This window comes from Mycolicibacterium neworleansense, from assembly GCF_001245615.1.
Lineage (GTDB): Bacteria > Actinomycetota > Actinomycetes > Mycobacteriales > Mycobacteriaceae > Mycobacterium > Mycobacterium neworleansense.
Map to the genome: position 1 here is coordinate 392,431 of NZ_CWKH01000002.1, position 20,148 is coordinate 412,578.

The 20,148-nt window shown below is 67.3% G+C and carries 19 protein-coding genes; 13 read left to right on the forward strand and 6 right to left on the reverse strand.

All coding sequences use genetic code 11. The features are described from left to right. The first annotated feature begins 111 nt into the window (after window positions 1-111). Genes BN2156_RS17575 through BN2156_RS17590 form a run of 4 tightly spaced genes read left to right on the forward strand, consistent with a single transcriptional unit; the run spans window position 112 to window position 4,489 of the window. Window positions 112-1,092, forward strand: a complete 981-nt coding sequence (locus BN2156_RS17575) for a phosphate/phosphite/phosphonate ABC transporter substrate-binding protein (protein ID WP_090516301.1) — start codon at window positions 112-114, stop codon at window positions 1,090-1,092. A 6-nt stretch (window positions 1,093-1,098) separates the two neighbouring features. Then, the gene (gene phnC, locus BN2156_RS17580) at window positions 1,099-1,911 is read left to right on the forward strand and encodes a phosphonate ABC transporter ATP-binding protein (protein WP_090516302.1); all 813 of its coding nucleotides are present in this window, start codon (window positions 1,099-1,101) and stop codon (window positions 1,909-1,911) included. After that, a complete protein-coding gene (gene phnE, locus BN2156_RS17585) occupies window positions 1,908-3,500 on the forward strand; it encodes a phosphonate ABC transporter, permease protein PhnE (protein WP_090516303.1) in 1,593 nt (530 codons plus the stop codon). The genes phnC and phnE overlap by 4 nt, the downstream gene beginning before the upstream one ends. After that, window positions 3,476-4,489 (forward strand): zinc-binding dehydrogenase, encoded by a 1,014-nt coding sequence (locus BN2156_RS17590; RefSeq protein ID WP_090516304.1) that lies wholly within the window; start codon window positions 3,476-3,478, stop codon window positions 4,487-4,489. Before phnE ends, BN2156_RS17590 begins: the two co-directional genes overlap by 25 nt. A 75-nt stretch (window positions 4,490-4,564) precedes the next feature. Here the strand turns inward: BN2156_RS17590 and BN2156_RS17595 are convergent, their stop codons facing one another. The 3 genes from BN2156_RS17595 to BN2156_RS17605 form a co-directional block, all read right to left on the reverse strand. Continuing rightward, the gene (locus tag BN2156_RS17595; RefSeq protein WP_162490928.1) at window positions 4,565-5,443 is read right to left on the reverse strand and encodes a glycoside hydrolase family 16 protein; all 879 of its coding nucleotides are present in this window, start codon (window positions 5,441-5,443) and stop codon (window positions 4,565-4,567) included. Window positions 5,444-5,530: 87 nt separating this feature from the next. After that, window positions 5,531-5,980, reverse strand: a complete 450-nt coding sequence (locus BN2156_RS17600) for a cupin domain-containing protein (protein WP_090516305.1) — start codon at window positions 5,978-5,980, stop codon at window positions 5,531-5,533. A gap of 48 nt (window positions 5,981-6,028) precedes the next feature. Next, window positions 6,029-7,819 carry an Hsp70 family protein gene (locus tag BN2156_RS17605; protein WP_090516306.1) on the reverse strand — a complete coding sequence of 597 codons (1,791 nt, stop codon included), beginning with the start codon at window positions 7,817-7,819 and terminating at the stop codon, window positions 6,029-6,031. 430 nt (window positions 7,820-8,249) lie between these two features. On the opposite strand from BN2156_RS17605, the gene BN2156_RS17610 reads away from it, so the two are divergent. Then, on the forward strand, window positions 8,250-9,758 hold the full coding sequence (locus BN2156_RS17610) for an FAD-dependent oxidoreductase (RefSeq protein ID WP_090516307.1): 1,509 nt from the start codon (window positions 8,250-8,252) through the stop codon (window positions 9,756-9,758). 38 nt (window positions 9,759-9,796) lie between these two features. Next, window positions 9,797-10,255: a nuclear transport factor 2 family protein gene (locus BN2156_RS17615; RefSeq protein ID WP_235625387.1), complete on the forward strand. Its 459-nt coding sequence runs from the start codon at window positions 9,797-9,799 to the stop codon at window positions 10,253-10,255. Between the two features lie 3 nt (window positions 10,256-10,258). Here the strand turns inward: BN2156_RS17615 and BN2156_RS17620 are convergent, their stop codons facing one another. Further along, entirely contained in the window at window positions 10,259-10,912 is a 654-nt protein-coding gene (locus tag BN2156_RS17620; RefSeq protein WP_090516309.1) for a L,D-transpeptidase family protein, read from the reverse strand. Window positions 10,913-10,990: 78 nt separating this feature from the next. On the opposite strand from BN2156_RS17620, the gene BN2156_RS17625 reads away from it, so the two are divergent. Then, the gene (locus BN2156_RS17625) at window positions 10,991-12,454 is read left to right on the forward strand and encodes a bifunctional phosphatase PAP2/diacylglycerol kinase family protein (RefSeq protein WP_090516310.1); all 1,464 of its coding nucleotides are present in this window, start codon (window positions 10,991-10,993) and stop codon (window positions 12,452-12,454) included. On the opposite strand, the gene BN2156_RS17630 is transcribed toward BN2156_RS17625, so the two are convergent. Next, window positions 12,408-13,079, reverse strand: a complete 672-nt coding sequence (locus tag BN2156_RS17630; RefSeq protein ID WP_235625388.1) for a phosphatase PAP2 family protein — start codon at window positions 13,077-13,079, stop codon at window positions 12,408-12,410. The two genes, BN2156_RS17625 and BN2156_RS17630, sit on opposite strands and share 47 nt — an antisense overlap. A gap of 58 nt (window positions 13,080-13,137) precedes the next feature. Between BN2156_RS17630 and BN2156_RS17635 the strand changes: the two genes are divergently transcribed. Genes BN2156_RS17635 through BN2156_RS17645 form a run of 3 tightly spaced genes read left to right on the forward strand, consistent with a single transcriptional unit; the run spans window position 13,138 to window position 16,105 of the window. After that, window positions 13,138-13,620, forward strand: a complete 483-nt coding sequence (locus BN2156_RS17635; protein ID WP_090516312.1) for a hypothetical protein — start codon at window positions 13,138-13,140, stop codon at window positions 13,618-13,620. 59 nt (window positions 13,621-13,679) lie between these two features. Next, window positions 13,680-14,675: an AurF N-oxygenase family protein gene (locus tag BN2156_RS17640; RefSeq protein ID WP_090516313.1), complete on the forward strand. Its 996-nt coding sequence runs from the start codon at window positions 13,680-13,682 to the stop codon at window positions 14,673-14,675. Next, entirely contained in the window at window positions 14,675-16,105 is a 1,431-nt protein-coding gene (locus BN2156_RS17645) for an FAD-dependent oxidoreductase (RefSeq protein WP_090516314.1), read from the forward strand. Before BN2156_RS17640 ends, BN2156_RS17645 begins: the two co-directional genes overlap by 1 nt. Here BN2156_RS17645 and BN2156_RS17650 read toward each other — a convergent pair. Then, a complete protein-coding gene (locus BN2156_RS17650) occupies window positions 16,102-16,815 on the reverse strand; it encodes a TetR/AcrR family transcriptional regulator (protein WP_090516315.1) in 714 nt (237 codons plus the stop codon). The two genes, BN2156_RS17645 and BN2156_RS17650, sit on opposite strands and share 4 nt — an antisense overlap. Window positions 16,816-16,928: 113 nt before the next feature. Here BN2156_RS17650 and BN2156_RS17655 point away from each other — a divergent pair, with 113 nt between their 5' ends. From BN2156_RS17655 to cysD, 3 genes are all read left to right on the forward strand, one after another. Beyond that, a complete protein-coding gene (locus BN2156_RS17655; protein ID WP_090516316.1) occupies window positions 16,929-18,299 on the forward strand; it encodes a sulfatase family protein in 1,371 nt (456 codons plus the stop codon). Between the two features lie 78 nt (window positions 18,300-18,377). Next, window positions 18,378-19,181, forward strand: a complete 804-nt coding sequence (gene stf0, locus BN2156_RS17660) for a trehalose 2-sulfotransferase (protein WP_090516317.1) — start codon at window positions 18,378-18,380, stop codon at window positions 19,179-19,181. Beyond that, window positions 19,178-20,125 (forward strand): sulfate adenylyltransferase subunit CysD, encoded by a 948-nt coding sequence (gene cysD / locus BN2156_RS17665; RefSeq protein ID WP_090516318.1) that lies wholly within the window; start codon window positions 19,178-19,180, stop codon window positions 20,123-20,125. Before stf0 ends, cysD begins: the two co-directional genes overlap by 4 nt. The last annotated feature ends 23 nt before the right edge of the window (window positions 20,126-20,148 follow it).

The window sequence follows — 20,148 nt, forward strand, 5'->3', positions numbered from 1 at the left end:
TGGATGCACCCACTGGTATAGACCAACGCACAGGGTGTGAGGCAGGGCAGTTGCGCACCCCCGCTCGCGCACTGCCCGTCAACCGCCCTCGCCCGAAAGGTCCCACGCGCCATGAAGTTCCGCGCTCCTCGTCCCCCAGCCCGTATCGCCGCCGTGGCAGCCGCCTGTACCGCACTGGCGTTGTCCGGCTGTTCGAGTTCCGATTCCGGGTCCGACGCCAAGACCGCCCAGGGCTTTCCGGAGACCCTCACCCTGGCCGCGATCCCGGCCGAGAACTCCACCGACCTCAAGGCCAGCTACCAGCCGCTGATCAAGCTGTTGGAGAAGGAGACCGGCTCCAAGGTGGAGTTCGTGCAGGCCTCCGATTACGCCGGGGTGGTCGAGGGAATCATCGCCGACAACGTCGACCTCGCATTCTTCGGTCCGTTCGCCTATGTGGTGGCCGGCGTCAACGGCGCCAAGATCACCCCGGTCGGCGCGGTGATCCAGGAGCAGGGGGCCAAGCCCGGCTACCAGTCCTATGGTCTGGCTCGCGCGGACGAAGCGAACGTCAACGGCCTCAAGGACTTTGCCGGCAAGAAGGTGTGCTTCGTCGACCCGAGCTCGACGTCGGGATTCCTCTACCCGACCGCGGGGCTGATCGAGGCCGGCGTGATCAAATCCGGCTCCGAAGGCGACCTGTCCGCGGCGATGTCGCCGATCTTCGCCGGTGGCCATGATTCCTCCGCCCTGGCGATCGCCAACGGCGACTGCGACGCCGGCTTCGCGTTCGACACCATGGTCGACAAGACCATGATCGCCAAGGGGGATCTGAAACCCGGTCAGCTCAAGACGGTGTGGAAGTCGGAGATGATCGCCGGCTCGGTGTTCGCCGCCAACGACTCCCTGGGCAGCGAGGCCATCGGCAAGCTCAAGACGCTCTTCGCGGACAAGGTCAACGTGCCCAACCTCGAGGCGGAGGGCTTCTGCGAGGGCGAGGCGTGCCGGATCACCGACGAACGTGCCTGGGGGTTCGTCCCGGTCCAGGATTCGGACTACAGCGGCGTGCGCCATGTCTGCGACATCACCGGCTCCGAGAAGTGCAAGGGCTGAAAACCCATGAGCACCAGCGGACCCCACCATCCCGTCGCGGGCGACGATCTCGTCGTCATCGCCCGCGACGTCACCAAACGCTTCGGTGACACCCTGGCCCTCGACCATGTCAGCCTCGAGGTTCGGCGCAGCGAGATGCTGGTGCTGCTCGGGTTGTCCGGCTCGGGCAAGTCCACACTGCTGCGCTGCCTCAACGGGCTGCACCCGGTCACCTCCGGCAGTGTCGAGGTCGGCGGCACCCACGTCGATACCGCCTCTGCCAAACAACTGCGCGCGCTGCGCCGCAACGTGGGGTTCGTGTTCCAGCATTTCAATCTTGTCGGGCGGTTGAGCTGTCTGGAGAACGTCCTGATCGGCGGCCTCGGCCAGTTGCGGCTCCCCCGCTACGGCGCGCTGACCTACCCCAAAGCGATGCGTGCCGAAGCCCTGACCTACCTGGACCGGGTGGGGCTGGCCGACTACGCCGACCGCCGCGCCGACACCCTCTCCGGTGGCCAACAGCAGCGGGTTGCGATCGCCCGCACGCTCATGCAGAAGCCCGGGCTGCTGCTGGCCGACGAACCCGTCGCCTCGTTGGACCCCGAAAACGCCAGTGTGGTCATGGATCTGCTGTTCCGGGTGTGCATCGAGGAGAAGCTGACCGTGGTCTGCACGCTGCACCAGGTGGACCTCGCCCTGGGCTGGGCGCATCGGCTGGTGGGCCTGCGCAACGGCCAGAAGATCCTGGACCGGCCCGCGGTCGGTATGACCCGCGACGATGTCATGGAGATATACCAACGCGTCGACCCCGCAGCTCATTCGGCGGCCCGTCCGTCGTGAGTACCGACCTGACCGAGCGCCCGGCACCCGCGCCGCCCGTCTCCGAACACAGGGCTCTACCCGGCCTGCTGCATCTGGTTGCGATCGGCGCGGTGCTGGCCACGATCGTGGCGGCCTGGTCCATCGACTTCGCCCCGGGGACCTTGCTGGACGGCGTCGACGAGGTTGTGGCGTTGCTGGAGCGGATGATCCCGCCCCGGCTGGACGATCCGGGACGGATCGGCGGGCTGGCAGTCGAGACGCTGTTGATGGCGGTGCTGGGCACGGTGCTCGCGGCAATCGCCTCCGTACCGCTGGCCTTCCTGGCCGCCCGAAACACCACGCCGCACCCGGCCGTGCAGGCCGTGGCCCGGGCCATCATCACGTTCTGCCGGGCCATGCCGGACCTGCTGTTCGCCGTGCTGTTCGTCCGGGCCCTCGGAATCGGTGTGCTCCCGGGAATTCTCGCGCTGGCTCTCCACTCCATCGGCATGCTCGGCAAGGTGTTCGCCGATGCCATCGAGCAGACCGACCCGGGGCCGCGTGAGGCCGTGCGCAGCACGGGCGTCGGCTATTTCCGCGAGATGCTCAACGCCGTCGTCCCCCAGGTGATGCCGTCCTGGATCGCCACATTCATCTACCGCATCGACATCAACCTCCGGATGTCGGTGGTGCTGGGCTTCGTCGGCGCCGGCGGGATCGGCTTTGCGTTGCAGGATGCGTTGCGTGGCTTGATCTATCCGCGCGCCCTCGGCATCGCCTGCGTGATTCTGGCGATCATCGCCGCGATGGAACTGCTGTCCATCGTGATCCGCCGAATGCTGCTGGATTCTGCGAGTTCGAACCCGGCCCGGGATCGCGCCGCCCGGTTCATCTTCGGTGGCGCCCTGATCGGTGTCTGCGTGGCGGCACTGGTGGTGTTGAAGATCAATCCGGTGTCCCTGATGACCTGGGTGGGTCCGGCGGTCGAGGTGTTCGCCCGGATGGTTCCGCCCAATTTCTCGGCCCTGGGCATTGAATTGTTCGCCGCCGCAGGGCAGACCGTGGCGATCGGCGTGGTGTCCACCGCCATCGGTGTCGTGCTGTCGATCCCGGTCGGCATCCTGGCCGCCCGCAACGTCACGCCCCACCCCGCGGTCTACTGGGCTGCCCGTGGCTGGATCCTGGTGGTGCGGGCGGTACCCGAGCTGATCCTGGCCGTGGTGTTCGTCGCGGCGCTGGGGCTCGGACCCATCGCCGGCACCTGCGCCCTGGCCATCGGATCGATCGGCTTCCTGGCCAAACTGGTCGCCGACGCGGTCGAGGAGATCGATCCCGGCCCGCTGGAGGCGGTGCGCTCGGTGGGCGGCGGCTGGTGGAAGACGTTGTTCGCCGCGGTGATTCCGCAAGCCATGCCGGCGATGGTCGGGTCAAGCCTGTACCTGTTCGACGTGAACGTACGAACCTCCACCATCCTGGGCATCGTCGGCGCAGGTGGCGTCGGGTACCTGTTGTTCGAGTCGATCCGCACGCTGAACTTCGATGTCGCCGGCGCCATCGTCCTCGTCATCTTCGTCATCGTCTACGCCATCGAAAGGTTGTCCGGATGGATTCGGTCCCGCCTCGTGTGACGGCAGCCGCGGTCTGGACCGGCTCCGGTCTCGACGTGCGAACGGTCCCGGTCCCCGAACTCGGCGCCGGAGAGGTCCTGGCCCGGGTCCGGTTGGCCACCGTGTGCGGTAGCGACCTGCACACCGTCATGGGCCGGCGTACCGCGGCGTGCCCGTCTATCCTCGGGCATGAGGCCGTCGGCGAAGTCGTCGCCGTCGGTGCGGGTTCGGATGCCCAACTCGGCCAACGCATCATCTGGTCGGTGACCGTAACCTGCGGTGAGTGCTCGCGGTGCCGATCCGGCCTGAGCGCCAAATGTCTTTCGGTGCGCAAGGTGGGTCACGAGGCGTTCGAGGGCGACTGGCCGTTGTCGGGTTCTTATGCTGCACATGTCGTTCTGCCCCGCGGCACCACCATCGCCGTCGTGCCCGACACCCTGCCGGATACCGTCGCCGCACCCGCCGCATGCGCGACAGCGACGGTGATGGCCACCCTGGAGGCCGCCGGTGAGCTGACCGGCCGACGGGTGCTCATCAACGGCGCAGGCATGCTCGGCCTCACCGCCGTCGCGGCATGCACGGAGGCCGGGGGTGATGTCCAGGTCGTCGACCGCAATGCCGACCGCCTGGTGCTGGCGGCGCGCTTCGGTGCGGGTGCGGGCGATGGCGGGCCGGTCGATGTGGCGATCGACTACACCGGCTCCTCCGTGGCCGTCGCGAATGCCTTGGGCCGCCTCGACATCGGCGGCACCCTGGTCCTTGCCGGGTCCGTCACTCCGGGGCCACCGCTGACGGTCGACCCGGAAACCGTTGTACGGCAATGGCTCACCATCACCGGTGTGCACAACTACGAGCCCCGGCATCTGCACCGTGCGGTCGACTTCCTGGACCGCACCCGCGAGCGCCATCCGTGGGAGTCGCTCGTCACGGCGCCGGTGGCGCTCACCCAGATCGATGCGGCGTTACGCCCACCGCCCACGGGAAAGCTGCGGATGGCGGTCTGCCCCTGATACGCCGAAAGTTGGCTTGTGTACGAAATTCTCGCGAAATCTCGCACCTAAGCCAACTCTCGGCGCAAAAGATACTCAGCCCTGGAAGACGCGGATCCAGTCGACCAACATCTCGGCCGGGTAGTTGCCGCCACTCGGATCGCGACCACCGGACCCACCGACGGCGATGTTGAACACCGGCACCATCGTGTAGCCGGGGTCGTTGAAAGGCCAGTCCTGCAAGGAGTTTGCCGGGACCTCGAAGAAGGGTTCCATGCCCGGGGCATAGTCCTTCCAGAAGTACATGCCCTGCGGCGTCCACGACATCCGCCAGGTGTGCCACCCGCTGTCGATCGGGTGCGGGTCGGTGGCGAAGGACTCACCGTCCAGGCGGGCGTGCACCGTGGTGCCCGACGGCCAGTCACGGTTGCCGTACCACTCCACCAGGTCGACCTCGCCGCCACGGACGGGATCGTCGTTGAGAAGCCAGAACGCGGGCCAGGCACCGTCGGTCAGGCAGTTGAGCTTGACCCGGGCCTCCCAGGTGGTGCCGATACCGCCACGCCAGTTTCCGACGACCTTGGCGCTGGCGTACTTCTCCTGCACGGTGGTGCCCGGGCCGCGCGTCGCGCGGATCACCAGGTTGCCCTTGCCGTCCTGGAAAGCGTGTTCGGTGTCGGTGACGTAGCGGCCCATGTTGAACGGCTTGTCCCACTCGACCGGGTTCTTGATGGTCTCGCGCTCCGGGATGAGGTGCCACCACGTCGGGTCCGGCGGCGACCCGGCCGGACCATTGAACTCATCCTGGAACAGGAAGGTGGGCTGCGCCGCTGCGGCAGCCGGCGGGGTGGGCGCTCCGGGGGCCGGCGCAGGCGGGTTATCGCCAATAGCCGGGTCGGCGTTGGCCGTTCCGGCAGGCAATGCCGCCGCTGCGACCCCCAGACCCATCATGAACATCACACTGCGACGATCCATCTCAGGCACAGCAGAACCTTAACCGAACTCTTACCAAGATTTCCGACCCCTGCCCAAAGTATCGCTATGCCAGATGTGTTTCTGCAGCTAGTGACACAGCGCAGGGGCGTCGTCGCGTACCGGTGCGTCGGCGGGAAGGGTGTAGGTCACCACGACATCGGCATCGGCCTCGCCGTCATTGGTCACCCGGTGCGGCACCCCGGCCGGAATGACCACCGCCTGGCCCGCGGTGTACTCGACCGGTGTGCAGTCGGCCGCGGTCTGCACCACCACCGCGCCCTCGTTGATCACCGATTGCTCCCACCCGGGATGGCTGTGCCAACCGCTGCCGGCTCCGGGCTTGAGCAACAGGCTCTGCACGTGCAGCGTGGTGGGCTGGCCGGTGGTCACCACCCAGATCGGGGCGGTGGTGGTGCCTTTGCCCAGATCGGTGCGCACCACGTCGCCTTCGGCGGGGGTCGCCGAGGCCGGGGCGGCCAGCACACCCGCGGTGAACAAGGTCAGGGCGCCGCCGGCGACGGCATGGATGCGGTTCACAGTGCCTCCCGATTGTTGATCGAAAGGTAGCCTGCTCAGCCGCTTTCGTCACGGATAGGGCTGATACGGATACTGCGGCTGCTGCTGGTACGGGTACTGAGGCTGCTGCGTCTCACCCCGGTTCGGCACCTGGATCGGGATCGGCACCGGGACGAACGGCACCGTGACGTAGGTCGTCGTCATCGGGTTCGTCGTGGTGGTGGTCGTCGTCGGCGTCGTCGTAGTGGTCGTCGTCGGCGGCGGCGTCGTTGTGGTTGTGGTCGTCGTGGTGGTGGTTGTGACCGGAGGCGGGGTGGTCGTCTGCGTGACGACGCGCGTCTCCGTCACCGGCGGGGGCGGCGCCCACACCCCCAACTCTATGGCTGGCCGGCGTTTGCGGGCCGGGGCCTCGACCGGGCTGGGCGCCACCTCCTGCGGAGGCAACGGCTTGGGTTCGGGCGGCTTCACCTCTGAACTCGGCGCGGTGCCGGTGGCACTGGTCAGTGCATACGTCACCCCACCGATGGCGACCACGACCAGCGCCGCGGCCACCGCGAAAACCGTCAACGGCAACCGCTGCCAGCCCCCGCTCGGTTGTTCGATCGGACCAGTCGGGGGTACGTACTGCACGGCTGGACGCGCCGCGGTTTCGCTGCCGTAAGAGTCGACCAGGTCGGGCCCGGTGTAGGGCACCACGTCGTCACCGGCGTCGTCCTCGGACCAGGCCAGCGCACGGAACGTCGACGAGCCCTCGGAACCCTCTGCACCGGAAGGAATCCCGGCAGGTGGCACCACGGCCGCTACACCCAGGGTCGGCGCCATACCGGTCTGCGCATCGGCCTCGGCGAGGTACGCGGCGGACAAGGCGGCACCGATCGCGGCATCCAGTGCGGGCTGCGGAGTGGTCACCACCACGGCTTGTGAGTGTGCTGAAAGCCGTTGGGTAACCAGTGGAATGCTGGCGCCGCCGCCGATGGTCACCACCGCGGATACGGCCGGCCAACTGATGCCGTTGCGTTCCAACGCTTTTTCCAGCGCATCGAGGGCGCCGGCAAGCGGAGCCTGCATCAGCGATTCGAGCTCGGTGCGGGTCACCCGCACAGTTGCGGCATACCCGGGCAGTTCCACCACCAGATCGGTCGCGGTATCTGCCGACAACCGCTCCTTGGCTTGGCGGCACTCCTCACGTAGCCGGGTCAGCGACCCGACAGCCGCGGTGCCTGCCGGATCGATGCCGCCGGCCTGGGCGACGCCGTCGAGCACGTGCGCCAACAGAGCCTGATCGATCTGGTCCCCGGAGAAATCGGGATAGCGGGTGGTCTCGTCGATCGGCTCGAAGGCCGACGCCGCATCGGCCAGCGTGATGCTGGTACCGCCACCGCCGAAGTCCAGCAGGGCCACCACACCGGTGGGCGGCAGGCCGGGATTGGCACGCAGGGCGGCCAGGGAGGCGACCGCATCGGGAACGAGCCGGGGCGGCCTCCCGTCCCGAGAGAAACTCGGGTTGGTGCGCAGCGCATTGCGCAGGGCGCGCAGGGTAGGCGCTCCCCAATGCGCCGGGACTGCGATCGCCAGCTGATCCGACGGTCCGCCGGCCAGCTCCACCATCGCATCGAGTGCCTCGACCAGCAGGGTGTCCGCGGGATACGACGCGCCGTCGGGCGCCACCAGGGGCACCGGATCGCCGACCCGCTCGACAAAACCGCTCAGGGTGACACCGGAACCGGATTCGGGCACGCCGACCTGCGGCGTCCGGTCGGTCGACAAGGTCAACACCGAACGCCGGCTGACAGGTTGATTGCCGACCCGCGCCGCAACCAAGTTGGTGGTCCCGATCGACAACCCCAACGGGCCGCTCATAACGCACGCCACGATAGCCGCCGCGCGGCGCCGAGGCAGTCTGACACTCCGTGCGAGCCGCCGCCGAGCGCATTCCGCCAGTGCGGGTTTGACCTGATCAGCAACACCTATGCGACCCACAGGAACATCGATGGTCACTGTCGATAATGGCCGTAAAGCCCACGCGGCAACCATTTCGGCGTGTCTTCGCGGAAACGCCTTCCGCACCCTCAAAGCGGTTTTACCTCAACGCGTTTACGGCCGCGTAGATCTGCGCATGATCAAAAATATTGACCCACCACCGATTTCCCCGGCCACCGGACCGAGCAACACCGCCGACAAACACCAGACAGCTGGTGATCACCGCCGACGATCAGCGCCGGCACCATTCGGCAACCGCGAAACCCCTCAACCGGCGTTTGACTTCGCAGCCTGCGGGTACAGCCACATCATGACGTCACTGTGGCTCGCCGACCGCCCGGAGCACCGAATATTTGCCACGCTTGCCGAGGAATCGGAGCGCAGTGCGGACGTCGTCGTGGTCGGCGCCGGCATCACCGGCCTGGTCACTGCGGTACTGCTGGCGCGCGCCGGGCGAGACGTCATGGTCCTGGAGGCACGCACCGCGGGAGCCGGCACGACCGGCAACACCACCGCCAAGATCAGCCTGCTGCAAGGCACCAGGATGACCGACATCGTGGCCAAGCATTCACCGCAGGTGGCCCGCCACTACGCCCAGGGCAATCTCGAAGGGCAGCAGTGGTTGATCGACTACTGCGACGCCCGCGGGATCGGGCTGCAACGCGAGGCCGCCTACACATACGCCCAGTCACCCAACGGCGTCGCAAAAGCCAAGGAGGAGCTCCGGGCCTGCCGGGAAGCCGGCCTGGAGGTCGAATGGGCCGACGAGGCCGACGTACCCTTCCCGTTCCACGGCGGAGTCAGATTGGCCGACCAAGCCCAGTTCGACCCCATGCCATTTCTGGACAGCCTGATCGCCGAGCTGCACGAGCGCGAAGGCCGGCTGGTCGAAGGAGTCAGGGTGCAGCGCGTCAGCCACGATGGCGGCGCCCGACTCAAACTGCGGGTACAGACCAGTAGCGGCACCGAACTCGAGGTCCGCGCCAATCGGTGCGTACTGGCCACCGGTACCCCAATCCTCGATCGAGGCGGATTCTTCGCCCGGCTGTCTCCCCACCGCTCGTACTGCATGGCGTTCCGGGTGCCCGGCAATATCACGCGGGGCATGTACATCTCGACCGATTCCCCTACCCGCTCAACACGTTCGGCTCCGACTTCCGACGGAGAGTTGCTCATCGTCGGCGGCGCCGGCCATCCGGTGGGACGCAAAAGCGACCCCGCCGCATCCGTCGACGAGCTGGCGTCGTGGACCAAGCTTCACTGGCCTGGTGCGGTCCAGACCCACTTCTGGTCGGCGCAGGACTATGCCCCCATCGACGCGCTTCCCTATGTCGGCCCGATCCTGCCGGGCCACGACGAGATCCTGGTGGCAACGGGTTTCGACAAATGGGGAATGACCAACGGGGTCGCCGCCGCACTGGCCTTGTCCGGCCGCGTCCTGGGCGGACGAATGGACTGGGCCGAGGCGTTCGCCAGTTGGAGTCCGCACGAGTTGTCGGGGATCGCCGCGGCGGTGCAGACCAACCTCACCGTCGGGTTGAACATGGCCAAGGGCTGGATCGCGCCCGCCACCCGCATCGGCGCCACCGCCACCGAGGACTGCGGCGTCGTGACCGGGCCACCGTGGCATCTGCAGGCACACAGCGTGGTCGACGGGGTCGAGCGCACGGTGTCGCCGGTGTGTCCCCACCTGGGCGGCATCGTGAATTGGAACGACGCCGACAAGTCGTGGGACTGCCCACTGCACGGGTCCCGCTTCGCTCCGGACGGCACGCTGATCGAGGGGCCGGCAACCCACGACCTCACGCCTTCGGGATAGCGCCACACCCGCTCGGCCGGTGTGCTCAAATGTCGGGCATGGGTGACATCGACGACATCAAGCAAGTCAAGTACCGGTACCTGCGTGCCTTGGACACCAAGCACTGGGACGAGTTCGCCGACACCCTCACCGAGGACGTCGCGGGCGACTATGGGCAGTCCATGGGCCAGACCCTGCACTTCACCGACCGCGACTCGCTGGTCGATTACATGAAGAGCTCGTTGGGCCCGGAGGTGATCACCGAACATCGCGTCGCACACCCGGAGATCGAGGTGACCGGCGACGAGGCCACCGCCACCTGGTACCTGCAGGACCGCGTGATCGTCGCGAGCATGAACTTCATGCTGTTCGGGTCGGCGTTCTATCACGACCGCTACCGGCGCACCGCCGATGGCTGGAAGATCAGCGCCACCGGCTACGACCGCACCTACGATGCCACGCTGTCGCTGGAGGGGCTGAACTTCAAACTGGAACCCGGTGCCGCCCTGAATATCTGACGGCTATTTCGCGACCGCGATCACCGCGCCGGGCCGGAGCCACTGCATGATCTTGACCAAGGTGGCGTCATCGATCGCGACGCAGCCGGCCGTGGGCCCGCCGTCGGTGGTGTGAACGAAGAAAGCGCCACCGTTGCCGGGCACCCTGGCCTTGTTCACGCCCATCACCACAGCGTGTTTGTACTGGGGGATCTGCAGGTTCTCGGTCCCGCTGCTCGGGTCGGTGTTGAACGGGCACTGCGCCTTCGGGCACACCTGCATGGTGTTGTAGGTCGGGCTCTTCATGTCGCCGTCCCACCAGTGGTTGGGCCCCACCTGCACATACTGCAGGCCGCCGCCGGGATTGGGTGCGGTGCCGAACGCGAAGTCGAGCGTGAAAACGCCCATGGGCGTCTTCATTTCACCATCGTGGGTCTGCGGAGCCATTCCGTTGGAGCCGATGTTCGCCGGAATCCCGGCGCCGATCGGCTGCCATCCGGCCGGCCCGCGCTGCCAGACATCCATCTTGGCCTTCGAACCGCCCACGCCCACAACCGAAATGACCTGGGTGGCGTTGCCGACCGACGAGGCGAACCAGGGCGGGTCAACGGCACCGGCTGTCGGCGCGCATGCCAACGCCAGCACCCCGGCACACAGCACGGCGAGCAGTCGGCGCATCCGTCCATCGTCGTCGGCGTCCCTCTCGGCCCGATAAAGCTTGGAGCACGATCCGGTCGCGACAGATACGTTGGCGGGATGGACGTGCGCGCGATCGGCAAAGGACTGGGCACCTTGGACCGCGAGGTCTTCGAGGCGGTAGCCGAGTCGCCCAGCCCCCTGTTGGACTCCGTGATGCCCCGGCTGACCAGGGCCGCAGACCATTCCAAGCTGTGGTTCGCCATCGCCGCGGCGATGGGCGCACTGGGCAGCACGTCGGTGCGGCGCGGCGCCGCGCGCGGTGTGGTCAGCCTGGCCGTCACCAGCCTGGTGACCAACCAGGTGGCCAAGCGGATCTGGCGGCGCCCGCGGCCGGACCGCAGCGTGATCCCTCTGGCCCGACGGACCCGACGGGTCCCCACCTCACATTCCCTGCCCTCGGGCCACTCCGCGAGTGCGGCGGCGTTCGCGGTCGGCGTGGGCCTGGAATCGGCATCGATGGGCCTGCCGCTGGCGCTGCTGGCCGGCCTGGTGGGCCTGTCCCGGGTGGCCACGGGTGCGCACTATCCCGGCGACGTGTTCGCCGGATTCGGCATCGGCGCCGCGATCGCCGTCCTCGGCGCCCGCGTCGTACCCACCATCCCGGCGGCCACCCTGCCGAAGTCCGATCCGCTGCGATTCCGCACCGAGCCGCGGCCGGAGGGCGAAGGCGTCACCCTGGTGATCAACCCGGCCTCCGGCGATGGCACCGGGGCACGCATCATCGATGACGTCCGAAAGGCCCTGCCGCGCACCGAGATCGTCGAGCTCGGCGCTGACGATGACATCGAGGCGGTCTTGCGGGCGACGGCCGCACGCACCGAAGTGCTCGCGGTGGGCGGCGGCGACGGCACCGTGGCGTGCGCGGCAGGCATCGCCGTCGAGGCCGGTGTGCCCCTCGCGGTCTTTCCCGGCGGGACGTTCAACCACTTCGCCAAGGACATCGGCTGCGATTCGGTGGCCCGGACCGTCAAGGCGATCACCGACGGCACCGCGGCCTACGTCGACCTGGTGTGCCTCAACGAGGAACACATGGTGATCAACACCGCCAGCATCGGCGCCTACCCCAAGTACGTCCGCACGCGCGAGCGGCTCGAGCACCGGATGGGCAAGCGGTTGGCCGGGATGTACGCGCTGTACCTCACGCTGCGCCGGGAAGCGCCGGTCCGGATCAGCTACGACGACAAGACACTTGAGACAGAGTTGTTCTTCCTGGGCAATTCCACGTATTTCCCGTCCGGATTCGCACCGTCGCAGCGTCCGCGTCTAGACGACGGCCTGATCGACGTGCGGATCCTGGAGACCGGGCGACGGTTCAGCCGGCTGCGCATCGCGACGGCCGTGGTGCTGGGCCGGCTGGAACGCAGTCCGCTCTACCACGAGCTGCAGGTGCCGGAGTTCCGGTTCGTCGCGGTCGACGGCCCCACCACCGTGGCCCATGACGGAGAGCTCGGCGAAGCGCTCAGCGAGGCCAGCTTCAGTGTGCGTTACCGGGCGCTGCCGGTGTTTCGTCCGCTGCCGTGACCGTCGGATACGGCGGGCACAGCAGGTAGACCGCCACGAACCAGGCATAGCCCAGCGCCCACCCGGCCACCACGTCAGACGGATGGTGGACGTTGAGCACCACCCGGCCCACCCCGATCGCGATGATGACGAGCACGCCGGCGGCCAACCACCAGCTCCGGAGTCGTGGCTGCAGCGTCGGCCAGGCCAGGGCCAACAGGGCCAGCACCGACACCATCACACCCAGCGCATGCCCGGAGGGAAATGAGGTGGAGGCCGCATGGACCATTGCGGTGGCCGGACGCGGACGCTCCACCAGGAACTTGGCCAGCTCGGTTGTCACCGCGCTGAGCTCGATGGTCAACAGCAGGAACAGCACGATGCGCCGTCGTCCTCGCCGCAGCGCGACAACGATCAGCACCAGGGCCAGCAACCGGAAAGCAAACGGGCCGAGCACCGTGCAGAACACGTCCCAGGCCGTCACCCAGCCGGGGTGCGCCATGCCGAACCGGTAGGGGCCCGCCAACCCGTCCGCATCGAGGTCGGCCAGCCACGTCCACTGCGCCTCGTAACCGATCCACAGCGCCGCGTACAGCACGAGGGCCAGGCCGCCGGTCACGATCAGCCATCTGGCACGCGAATTCACGAGATCATCTCTACCAGCTCCAACCGATTTGCCATGTTTGCGCGCTACCGTCGAGGACATGGCATTGATCCTGCGAAAGCTGATGCACATCGGCGCACTGCCGGAGGGTCTGCGAGCGGAAGCCGAGGCCGAGGGCATCCTGTTTCTCGCTGAATACGTCCCGGTGACCAGGCGTTTCACCGGTTCCATTCCGGGCAAGCGGTCGGCGGGCAGCGTCGCGAGTTATGCAGGTGCGGTGGTCCTGACCAACTACCGCGCGCTGGCCACCATGTCCACCCTGCCCAAGCTTGCCGGCCGCAGCGTCGACCAGCCGTGGACAGCGCCGCAGGTCGGTGCGATGCATGCCGAGATCGACCCGGCCGGCCTCACGATCACGGCGGATGTGGCCGAGATCGACCGGCGCTGCCGCGGTGAGTTGTCGCTGCACTACAAGACCGCGATACCGGACGAGGTCCTGGCACAGCTGCCGCGCCGGTCGCTGGCCTTCGACGTCGGCCCCGAATACGTATTCCGCGCGGTCGGAGTGCCGTACCACCCGTAACCCGGCGGCCCGCAAAGTTCGGTATTTACTGGGACGCGATGTCTCGGTAAATTGGCGCAATGGTTTCCACCTCGCCTGACGCCGCACCTCTGGATGCGGGCTACCAGGATCTGCTGCATACGCTGTCCGAGGGTTCCGTGCGCCGCCGCTTCGACCCCTACCTGGACATCGCATGGGACTCCCCCGATTTGGCGATCGACCTCGACGATCCCCGCTGGGTGCTGTCACCCAACGTCGATCCGCTCGGCGCCACCGCGTGGTACCAGGCCCAGCCGCTGGCCAGGCAGATCGAGATCGGCCGCTGGCGCACGCTCAACTCGGTCAAGGTCGGCGCGGCCTTCGAGAGCATCCTGATCCGCGGGCTGATGGCCTTCATCATGAAGCTGCCCAACAACTCGCCCGAGTTCCGCTACGCGCTGCACGAGATGACCGAAGAGTGCAACCACATCCAGATGTTCCAGGAGCTGGTCAACCGCAGCGGCGTGGACGTGCCGGGCATGCGGCCATTGTTCCGCCGGTTGTCCCCGTACATCGGCCTCGTCGGCCAGTACTCCCCTACGGCGTTCATGGCGGGCATCCTCGCCGGTGAGGAGCCGATCGACCACTTCCAGAAGGGGTTGATCCGCGAGGGCGCCAACATTCCGCCCGCAGTGCTGCGGACCATGCAGATCCACATCGCCGAAGAGGCCCGCCACATCTCCTGGGCGCACGAGTTCCTCAAAACGCATATGCCCGAACGCTCCTGGCGGATGAAGGCGTTCGCGTGTGTGGCATTTCCGTTGACCCTGCGCTGGCTCGCCCACGAGATCGTGGCTCCGCCGAAGTCATTCGGCGAGGAGTTCGGGATTCCGCGCGAGGTGATCAAGGACGCGTTCTGGCGCAGCCCGCACTCCCGCAAGATCCTGGCCGGCTACTTCGGTGAAATGCGTGCCCTGAGCGAGGAGCTCGGCCTGATGAACCGGGTTGGCCGCTGGATGTGGAAACGCTGCGGCATCGACGGCGAGGCGGCCCGCTACCGCGGTGTGCCGGACCGCGAAGCGGTAGCCATCGCCTGATGCCCCACGTCATCACGCAGTCCTGCTGCAGCGACGCCTCGTGCGTCTACGCCTGCCCGGTCAACTGCATCCACCCCACACCCGACGAACCCGATTTCCACACCGCGCAGATGCTCTACGTCGACCCGGTGGAATGCGTCGACTGCGGGGCTTGCGTGACGGCCTGCCCGGTGGACGCGATCAAACCGCACACCAAGCTGACCGCCGCGGAAGACGTGTTCGCCACCCTGAACGCCGATTTCTACGCCACACCGCGGCCGCGGCCCGTCCTGGCGCCCGTCGTGCCGCCGTTGCAGGTACGCACCGGGAGCGACCTTCGCGTGGCGATCGTCGGATCCGGCCCGGCCGCCATGTACGCCGCAGAAGAGGTGCTGACCATCCCCGGGGCCAAAGTCCGGATCTACGAACGGCTCACGCGGCCATATGGTTTGGCCCGATTCGGGGTGGCCCCCGATCACCAGCGGACCCGCGGGGTGACCCGCCAGTTCGACCACATCGCCGCCGATCCGCGCCTGGAGATGCGGTTGGGCGTCGAGGTCGGCGGTCAGATCACCCACGACGATTTGCTCGCCGAACACCACGCCGTCGTCTACGCGGTGGGGGCCTCGACGGACCGCCGCCTCGACATCGGTGGCATCGACCTACCCGGCGTCAGCTCGGCTACCGAATTCGTCGCCTGGTACAACGGTCATCCCGATCACGCGGGCCGGACCTTCGACTTATCGGGCCGTCGCGTGGTCATTGTCGGCAACGGCAACGTCGCCCTCGACGTCGCACGCATCCTCACCATCGATCCCGATCTGCTGGCCGACACCGATATCGCGCCTCATGCACTGAAGGCGCTGCGCGACAGTTCGGTCGAAGAGGTGGTGGTCGTCGGCCGGCGCGGGATCGAGCAGTCCGCGTTCACCCTTCCCGAACTGGTCGGTCTGTGCTCGACGCCGGATGTCGACGTCGTGGTCCGCGACGAGGACGTGCGGACACTGCCGGATTCCGATCCGCGGGCCTCGATATTGCGTGCGGCGCCACGCGGGGCGGGTAACCGCCGGATCGTGCTCGAGTATCTGCTGTCACCGACCACGATCCTCGGTCCATCCGCGGCCACCGGTGTGGAATTCGTGCACAACGAGCTCATCGCCGCGCCCGACGGTTCAACACGGGTGAAATCCACTGGGCGCCAACGAGTCATCGAAGCAGGTCTCGTACTGACGTCCATCGGCTACCGGGGCAAGCCCGTGGCGGGTCTGCCGTTCGACGACACCACCGCCACGGTGCCGAATGACGGCGGCCGGGTGCCGCAGGTCCGCGGGGCCTACGTCACCGGCTGGATCAAACGCGGCCCGACCGGCTTCATCGGGACAAACAAATCCTGCGCCCAGGAGACGGTTCGCAGCCTGGTCGCCGATTACAACGCCGGGCGGCTGGCCTAGCGGCTCATCAGCCCGGCGATCACCGACGTCAACTCGTCGTCGCGGTTGATGTCCAGCCCGCTCGCGCGCGCTGCGCCGTCCAGGACGTACCAGCCGAAATCGGCCAGGTGCGTCACGATCTCTTCTCGTGACCGCTCCGGCGCCGCGCCACGGATCCATGCCGACAAGGTGGCCTCCACCATCGTCACCACCGCGAACGGGACGGTCTTGAACGCGCTGTCATCCACCCCGATGGTTTGGGCGATCGTGGCGATGATCCCCTCGGATTGCCTGGTCATGCGGAGCTTGAGCTCACTGACCGCATCCAGAGACCCGTCGCTGTCGAACGTCGGGCCGCGCCGGACGAACTCGTCGAGCCGGGGGTGATCGAGCATCCAGTCGGCCACCGCCGCCACGGTGCGGGTCAGGATCTCGCGCAACGAGCCGTTACTGACGTCCAGGTTGGTGTCGAGAACCGCCGCGAAGTCGTCGAACACATAGGACCGGACGCGGCGCTCAAGCTCATCTTTGCCCGCGAACTGGCGGTACACCACCGACTTCGCCAGTCCGGCGCGGTCGGCGATACGTGCCATGGAGATGTCGGCGCCCGGTGGATTCTCCTCGATCAACGCGACCGCCGCCTGCAGGATCTGGGCACGCCGCTCGGTGTTGTGCTGCTCCCAGCGGGCCTCATAGCCGCTGACCGCAGCGGGTTCGGTGGCGGTCGGCATGGCCCCCACCCTACCGATGAAGCCGTGCCGAATAAGTCGCTCTCGATGAGCCAAACGGTTGCGGACGGCAAGCTCAGGCGGTTCGGTCGTAGAGTGGATGGAAAGGACGTGACGTGACCGAGCCGCAACGGCAGAACCTGCTGATCGTGCACTGGCATGACCTCGGGCGTTATCTGGGGGTATACGGCCACTCGGACGTGGCCAGCCCGCACCTCGACCGACTCGCCGCCGAGGGAATTCTGTTCACCCGCGCACACGCCACCGCACCGTTGTGCTCCCCGTCGCGCGGCTCGCTGTTCACCGGCCGGTACCCGCAGAGCAATGGACTGGTGGGCCTGGCTCACCACGGCTGGGAGTACCGCGCCGGCGTGCGCACCCTCCCTCACCTTCTCGGCGAATCCGGCTGGCACACAGCGCTGTTCGGCATGCAGCACGAGACGTCGTACCCGGCAAAACTGGGATACGACGAGTTCGATGTGTCGAACTCGTTCTGCGAGTATGTCGTCGAGCAGGCCACCGCGTGGCTGGCCGATGCGCCGCAACAGCCCTTCCTGCTGACCGCCGGATTTTTCGAGACGCACCGGCCATATCCGCGCGACCGGTACGAACCGGCCGATTCGACCTCCGTCGAGGTCCCCGACTACCTGCCCGACACCGGCGCCGTGCGCGGCGATCTCGCCGAGTTCTACGGGTCGATCGCGGTAGCTGACGCGAAAGTCGGCGAACTGCTCGGCGCCCTGGCCGAGGCCGGTCTGGACGCGAACACGTGGGTGGTGTTCATGACCGACCACGGACCGGCGCTGCCCCGCGCCAAGTCGACGCTGTACGACGCGGGCACCGGTATCGCCCTGATCGTGCGTCCACCCCGGGGTACCGAGATTGCGCCCCGCCGCTACGACGAGTTGTTCAGCGGGGTCGATCTGCTGCCCACCCTGCTGGAGTTACTCGGCGTCCAGATCCCCGCCGAGGTCGAGGGTTTGTCTCACGCCAGCAACCTCCGGTCATCCTCCACGGAGGCCGGTGAAGTCCGGTCCGAGGTGTACACCACAAAGACCTACCACGATTCTTTCGATCCCATTCGTGCGATCCGCACAAAGGAATACAGCTATATCGAGAATTACGCGGCGCGGCCATTGTTGGACCTGCCGTGGGATATCGCCGACAGCCCGCCCGGTCGCATACTCGCAGAGCAGATCCTCGCACCTCGGCCCGACCGCGAACTGTACGACCTCGCCGCGGACCCTTCCGAACGCAACAACCTGCTGGGACCGGATGCCACCGACAAGGCCGAGGCGATCGCCGAGAACCTCGCCCTGCTGTTGAACGACTGGCGCCAGAAGACCCTCGACGTCATACCGTCCGAATTCGCCGGCACGCGCATTTCGGAGCGTTATACCCAGACATATCTGAGCGTCCATGGCCGCCCGGCCACCAGCCGATCCGCCATCGCCGCCGACCGCGGCATCACCGATACCCACCAATAGTTTTCATCTCGGTGAATTAAAACTCTTGACGCTTCTTTGAATAGGCGCCGCAAATCAATGATGGTTAAAGTCTCGCCCATGTCAGATCATCCGACCGCCTACCTGGTGCTCGCCTCCCAGCGCAGCGGCAGCACCTTGCTGGTGGAATCCCTGCGCGCCACCGGCATGGCCGGTGAACCGCAAGAGTTCTTCCAGTACCTGCCGAGCACCAGCATGTCGCCGCAGCCCCGGGAGTGGTTCGCCGATGTCGAGGACGAGTCGATCCTGCGCCTGCTCGATCCGATCGTCGAGGGCAAGCCGGACCTGGCACCGTCGGAGATCTGGCGCGACTACGTACGCACGGTCGGCCGGACGCCCAACGGGGTATGGGGCGGCAAGCTCATGTGGAACCAGACCCCGTTGCTGCTGCAGCGTGCCGAGGGCCTGCCCGAGCGTTCCGGCCCAGGCCTGCTGGCCGCCATCCGCGACGTCATCGGCAGCGATCCGGTCCTGATCCACGTCTACCGTCCTGATGTTGTGTCGCAAGCGGTTTCGTTCTGGCGAGCGGTGCAGACCAGGGTCTGGCGCGGCCGGGCCGATCCGGTGCGCGATGCCCGCGCCGAGTACCACGCGGGCGCCATCGCCCACGTGGTCAAGCTGCTGCAGGCCCAGGAGGAGGGCTGGCGCGCCTGGTTCGCCGAGGAGAACGTCTCCCCCATCGAGGTGTCCTACCCGTACCTGTGGCGCAACCTCACGACCGTGGTGGCCACGGTGCTGGAAGCGCTCGGTCTGGACCCGCGGCTGGCCCCGCAGCCGGTCCTGGAGCGCCAGGCCGACCAGCGGTCCGACGAATGGGTGGACCGCTACCGCAAAGACGCCGAGAAGGAGGGGTTGCCGGTATGACGGTCGCTGATGAGCCGCTTGCGCGAAGAACAGCAAGCACTGATCTTTTGCACGTCGACGAATTACGGCTGCTGGAAGCCGAAGCCGTGCACATCATCCGCGAAGTGGTGGCCGAGCTCCAGCGCCCCGTGCTGCTGTTCTCCGCGGGCAAGGACTCCATCGTCCTGCTGCGCCTGGCCGAGAAGGCTTTCCACCCTTCGCCCTTGCCGTTCCCGGTGCTGCACGTGGACACCGGGCACAACTTCCCGGAAGTCATCGAGTTCCGCGACCGGCGCACCACCGGCGTCGGGCACAAGCTTCTCGTCGGGTCGGTGCAGGAGACGATCGACAGCGGCCGGGTCACCGATCCGGGGCCGGGCGCGTCCCGCAACCGGCAGCAGACCCGCACGCTGCTCGACGCGCTGGAGGCCGGCGGATTCGACGCGGCCTTCGGCGGCGCCCGCCGCGACGAAGAACGCGCCCGGGCCAAGGAGCGCATCCTGAGCTTCCGCGACGAGTTCGGCCAATGGGATCCGCGCGCCCAGCGGCCCGAGCCGTGGTCGTTGTACAACGGCCGGATCCGCAAGGGCGAGCAGGTACGGGTGTTCCCGCTGTCCAACTGGACCGAGCTCGACATCTGGCGCTACATCGAGCTGGAAAACCTTGAGCTGCCGTCGATCTACTTCGCCCACGAACGCGAGGTCTTCGAACGTGACGGCATCCTGCTCGCGGTGTCGGAGTACGCCGCACCCGTCGGCGCCGAGACGGCGGCCGTCGAGTGGGTGCGCTACCGCACCGTCGGCGATCTGACCATCACCGGGGCGGTGCGGTCACAGGCCACCACCATCGACCGGGTGATCACCGAGATCTCGGCGGCCACCGTGTCCGAGCGCGGCGAGACCCGCGCCGATGACCGCACATCCGTGGCCGCGATGGAAGACCGCAAGCGGGAGGGTTACTTCTGATGAGCGCTCGCGCGAAGAACAGG

Excerpts from the sequence above, each read along its gene's own strand:
- BN2156_RS17575 (WP_090516301.1), top strand. The coding sequence starts at position 112 with ATGAAGTTCCGCGCTCCTCGTCCCCCAGCCCGTATCGCCGCCGTGGCA.
- phnC (WP_090516302.1), top strand. The coding sequence starts at position 1,099 with ATGAGCACCAGCGGACCCCACCATCCCGTCGCGGGCGACGATCTCGTC.
- BN2156_RS17590 (WP_090516304.1), top strand. The coding sequence starts at position 3,476 with ATGGATTCGGTCCCGCCTCGTGTGACGGCAGCCGCGGTCTGGACCGGC.
- BN2156_RS17595 (WP_162490928.1), bottom strand. The coding sequence starts at position 5,443 with ATGGATCGTCGCAGTGTGATGTTCATGATGGGTCTGGGGGTCGCAGCG.
- BN2156_RS17605 (WP_090516306.1), bottom strand. The coding sequence starts at position 7,819 with ATGAGCGGCCCGTTGGGGTTGTCGATCGGGACCACCAACTTGGTTGCG.
- BN2156_RS17610 (WP_090516307.1), top strand. The coding sequence starts at position 8,250 with ATGACGTCACTGTGGCTCGCCGACCGCCCGGAGCACCGAATATTTGCC.
- BN2156_RS17615 (WP_235625387.1), top strand. The coding sequence starts at position 9,797 with ATGGGTGACATCGACGACATCAAGCAAGTCAAGTACCGGTACCTGCGT.
- BN2156_RS17620 (WP_090516309.1), bottom strand. The coding sequence starts at position 10,912 with ATGCGCCGACTGCTCGCCGTGCTGTGTGCCGGGGTGCTGGCGTTGGCA.
- BN2156_RS17625 (WP_090516310.1), top strand. The coding sequence starts at position 10,991 with ATGGACGTGCGCGCGATCGGCAAAGGACTGGGCACCTTGGACCGCGAG.
- BN2156_RS17635 (WP_090516312.1), top strand. The coding sequence starts at position 13,138 with ATGGCATTGATCCTGCGAAAGCTGATGCACATCGGCGCACTGCCGGAG.
- BN2156_RS17640 (WP_090516313.1), top strand. The coding sequence starts at position 13,680 with ATGGTTTCCACCTCGCCTGACGCCGCACCTCTGGATGCGGGCTACCAG.
- BN2156_RS17645 (WP_090516314.1), top strand. The coding sequence starts at position 14,675 with ATGCCCCACGTCATCACGCAGTCCTGCTGCAGCGACGCCTCGTGCGTC.
- BN2156_RS17650 (WP_090516315.1), bottom strand. The coding sequence starts at position 16,815 with ATGCCGACCGCCACCGAACCCGCTGCGGTCAGCGGCTATGAGGCCCGC.
- stf0 (WP_090516317.1), top strand. The coding sequence starts at position 18,378 with ATGTCAGATCATCCGACCGCCTACCTGGTGCTCGCCTCCCAGCGCAGC.
- cysD (WP_090516318.1), top strand. The coding sequence starts at position 19,178 with ATGACGGTCGCTGATGAGCCGCTTGCGCGAAGAACAGCAAGCACTGAT.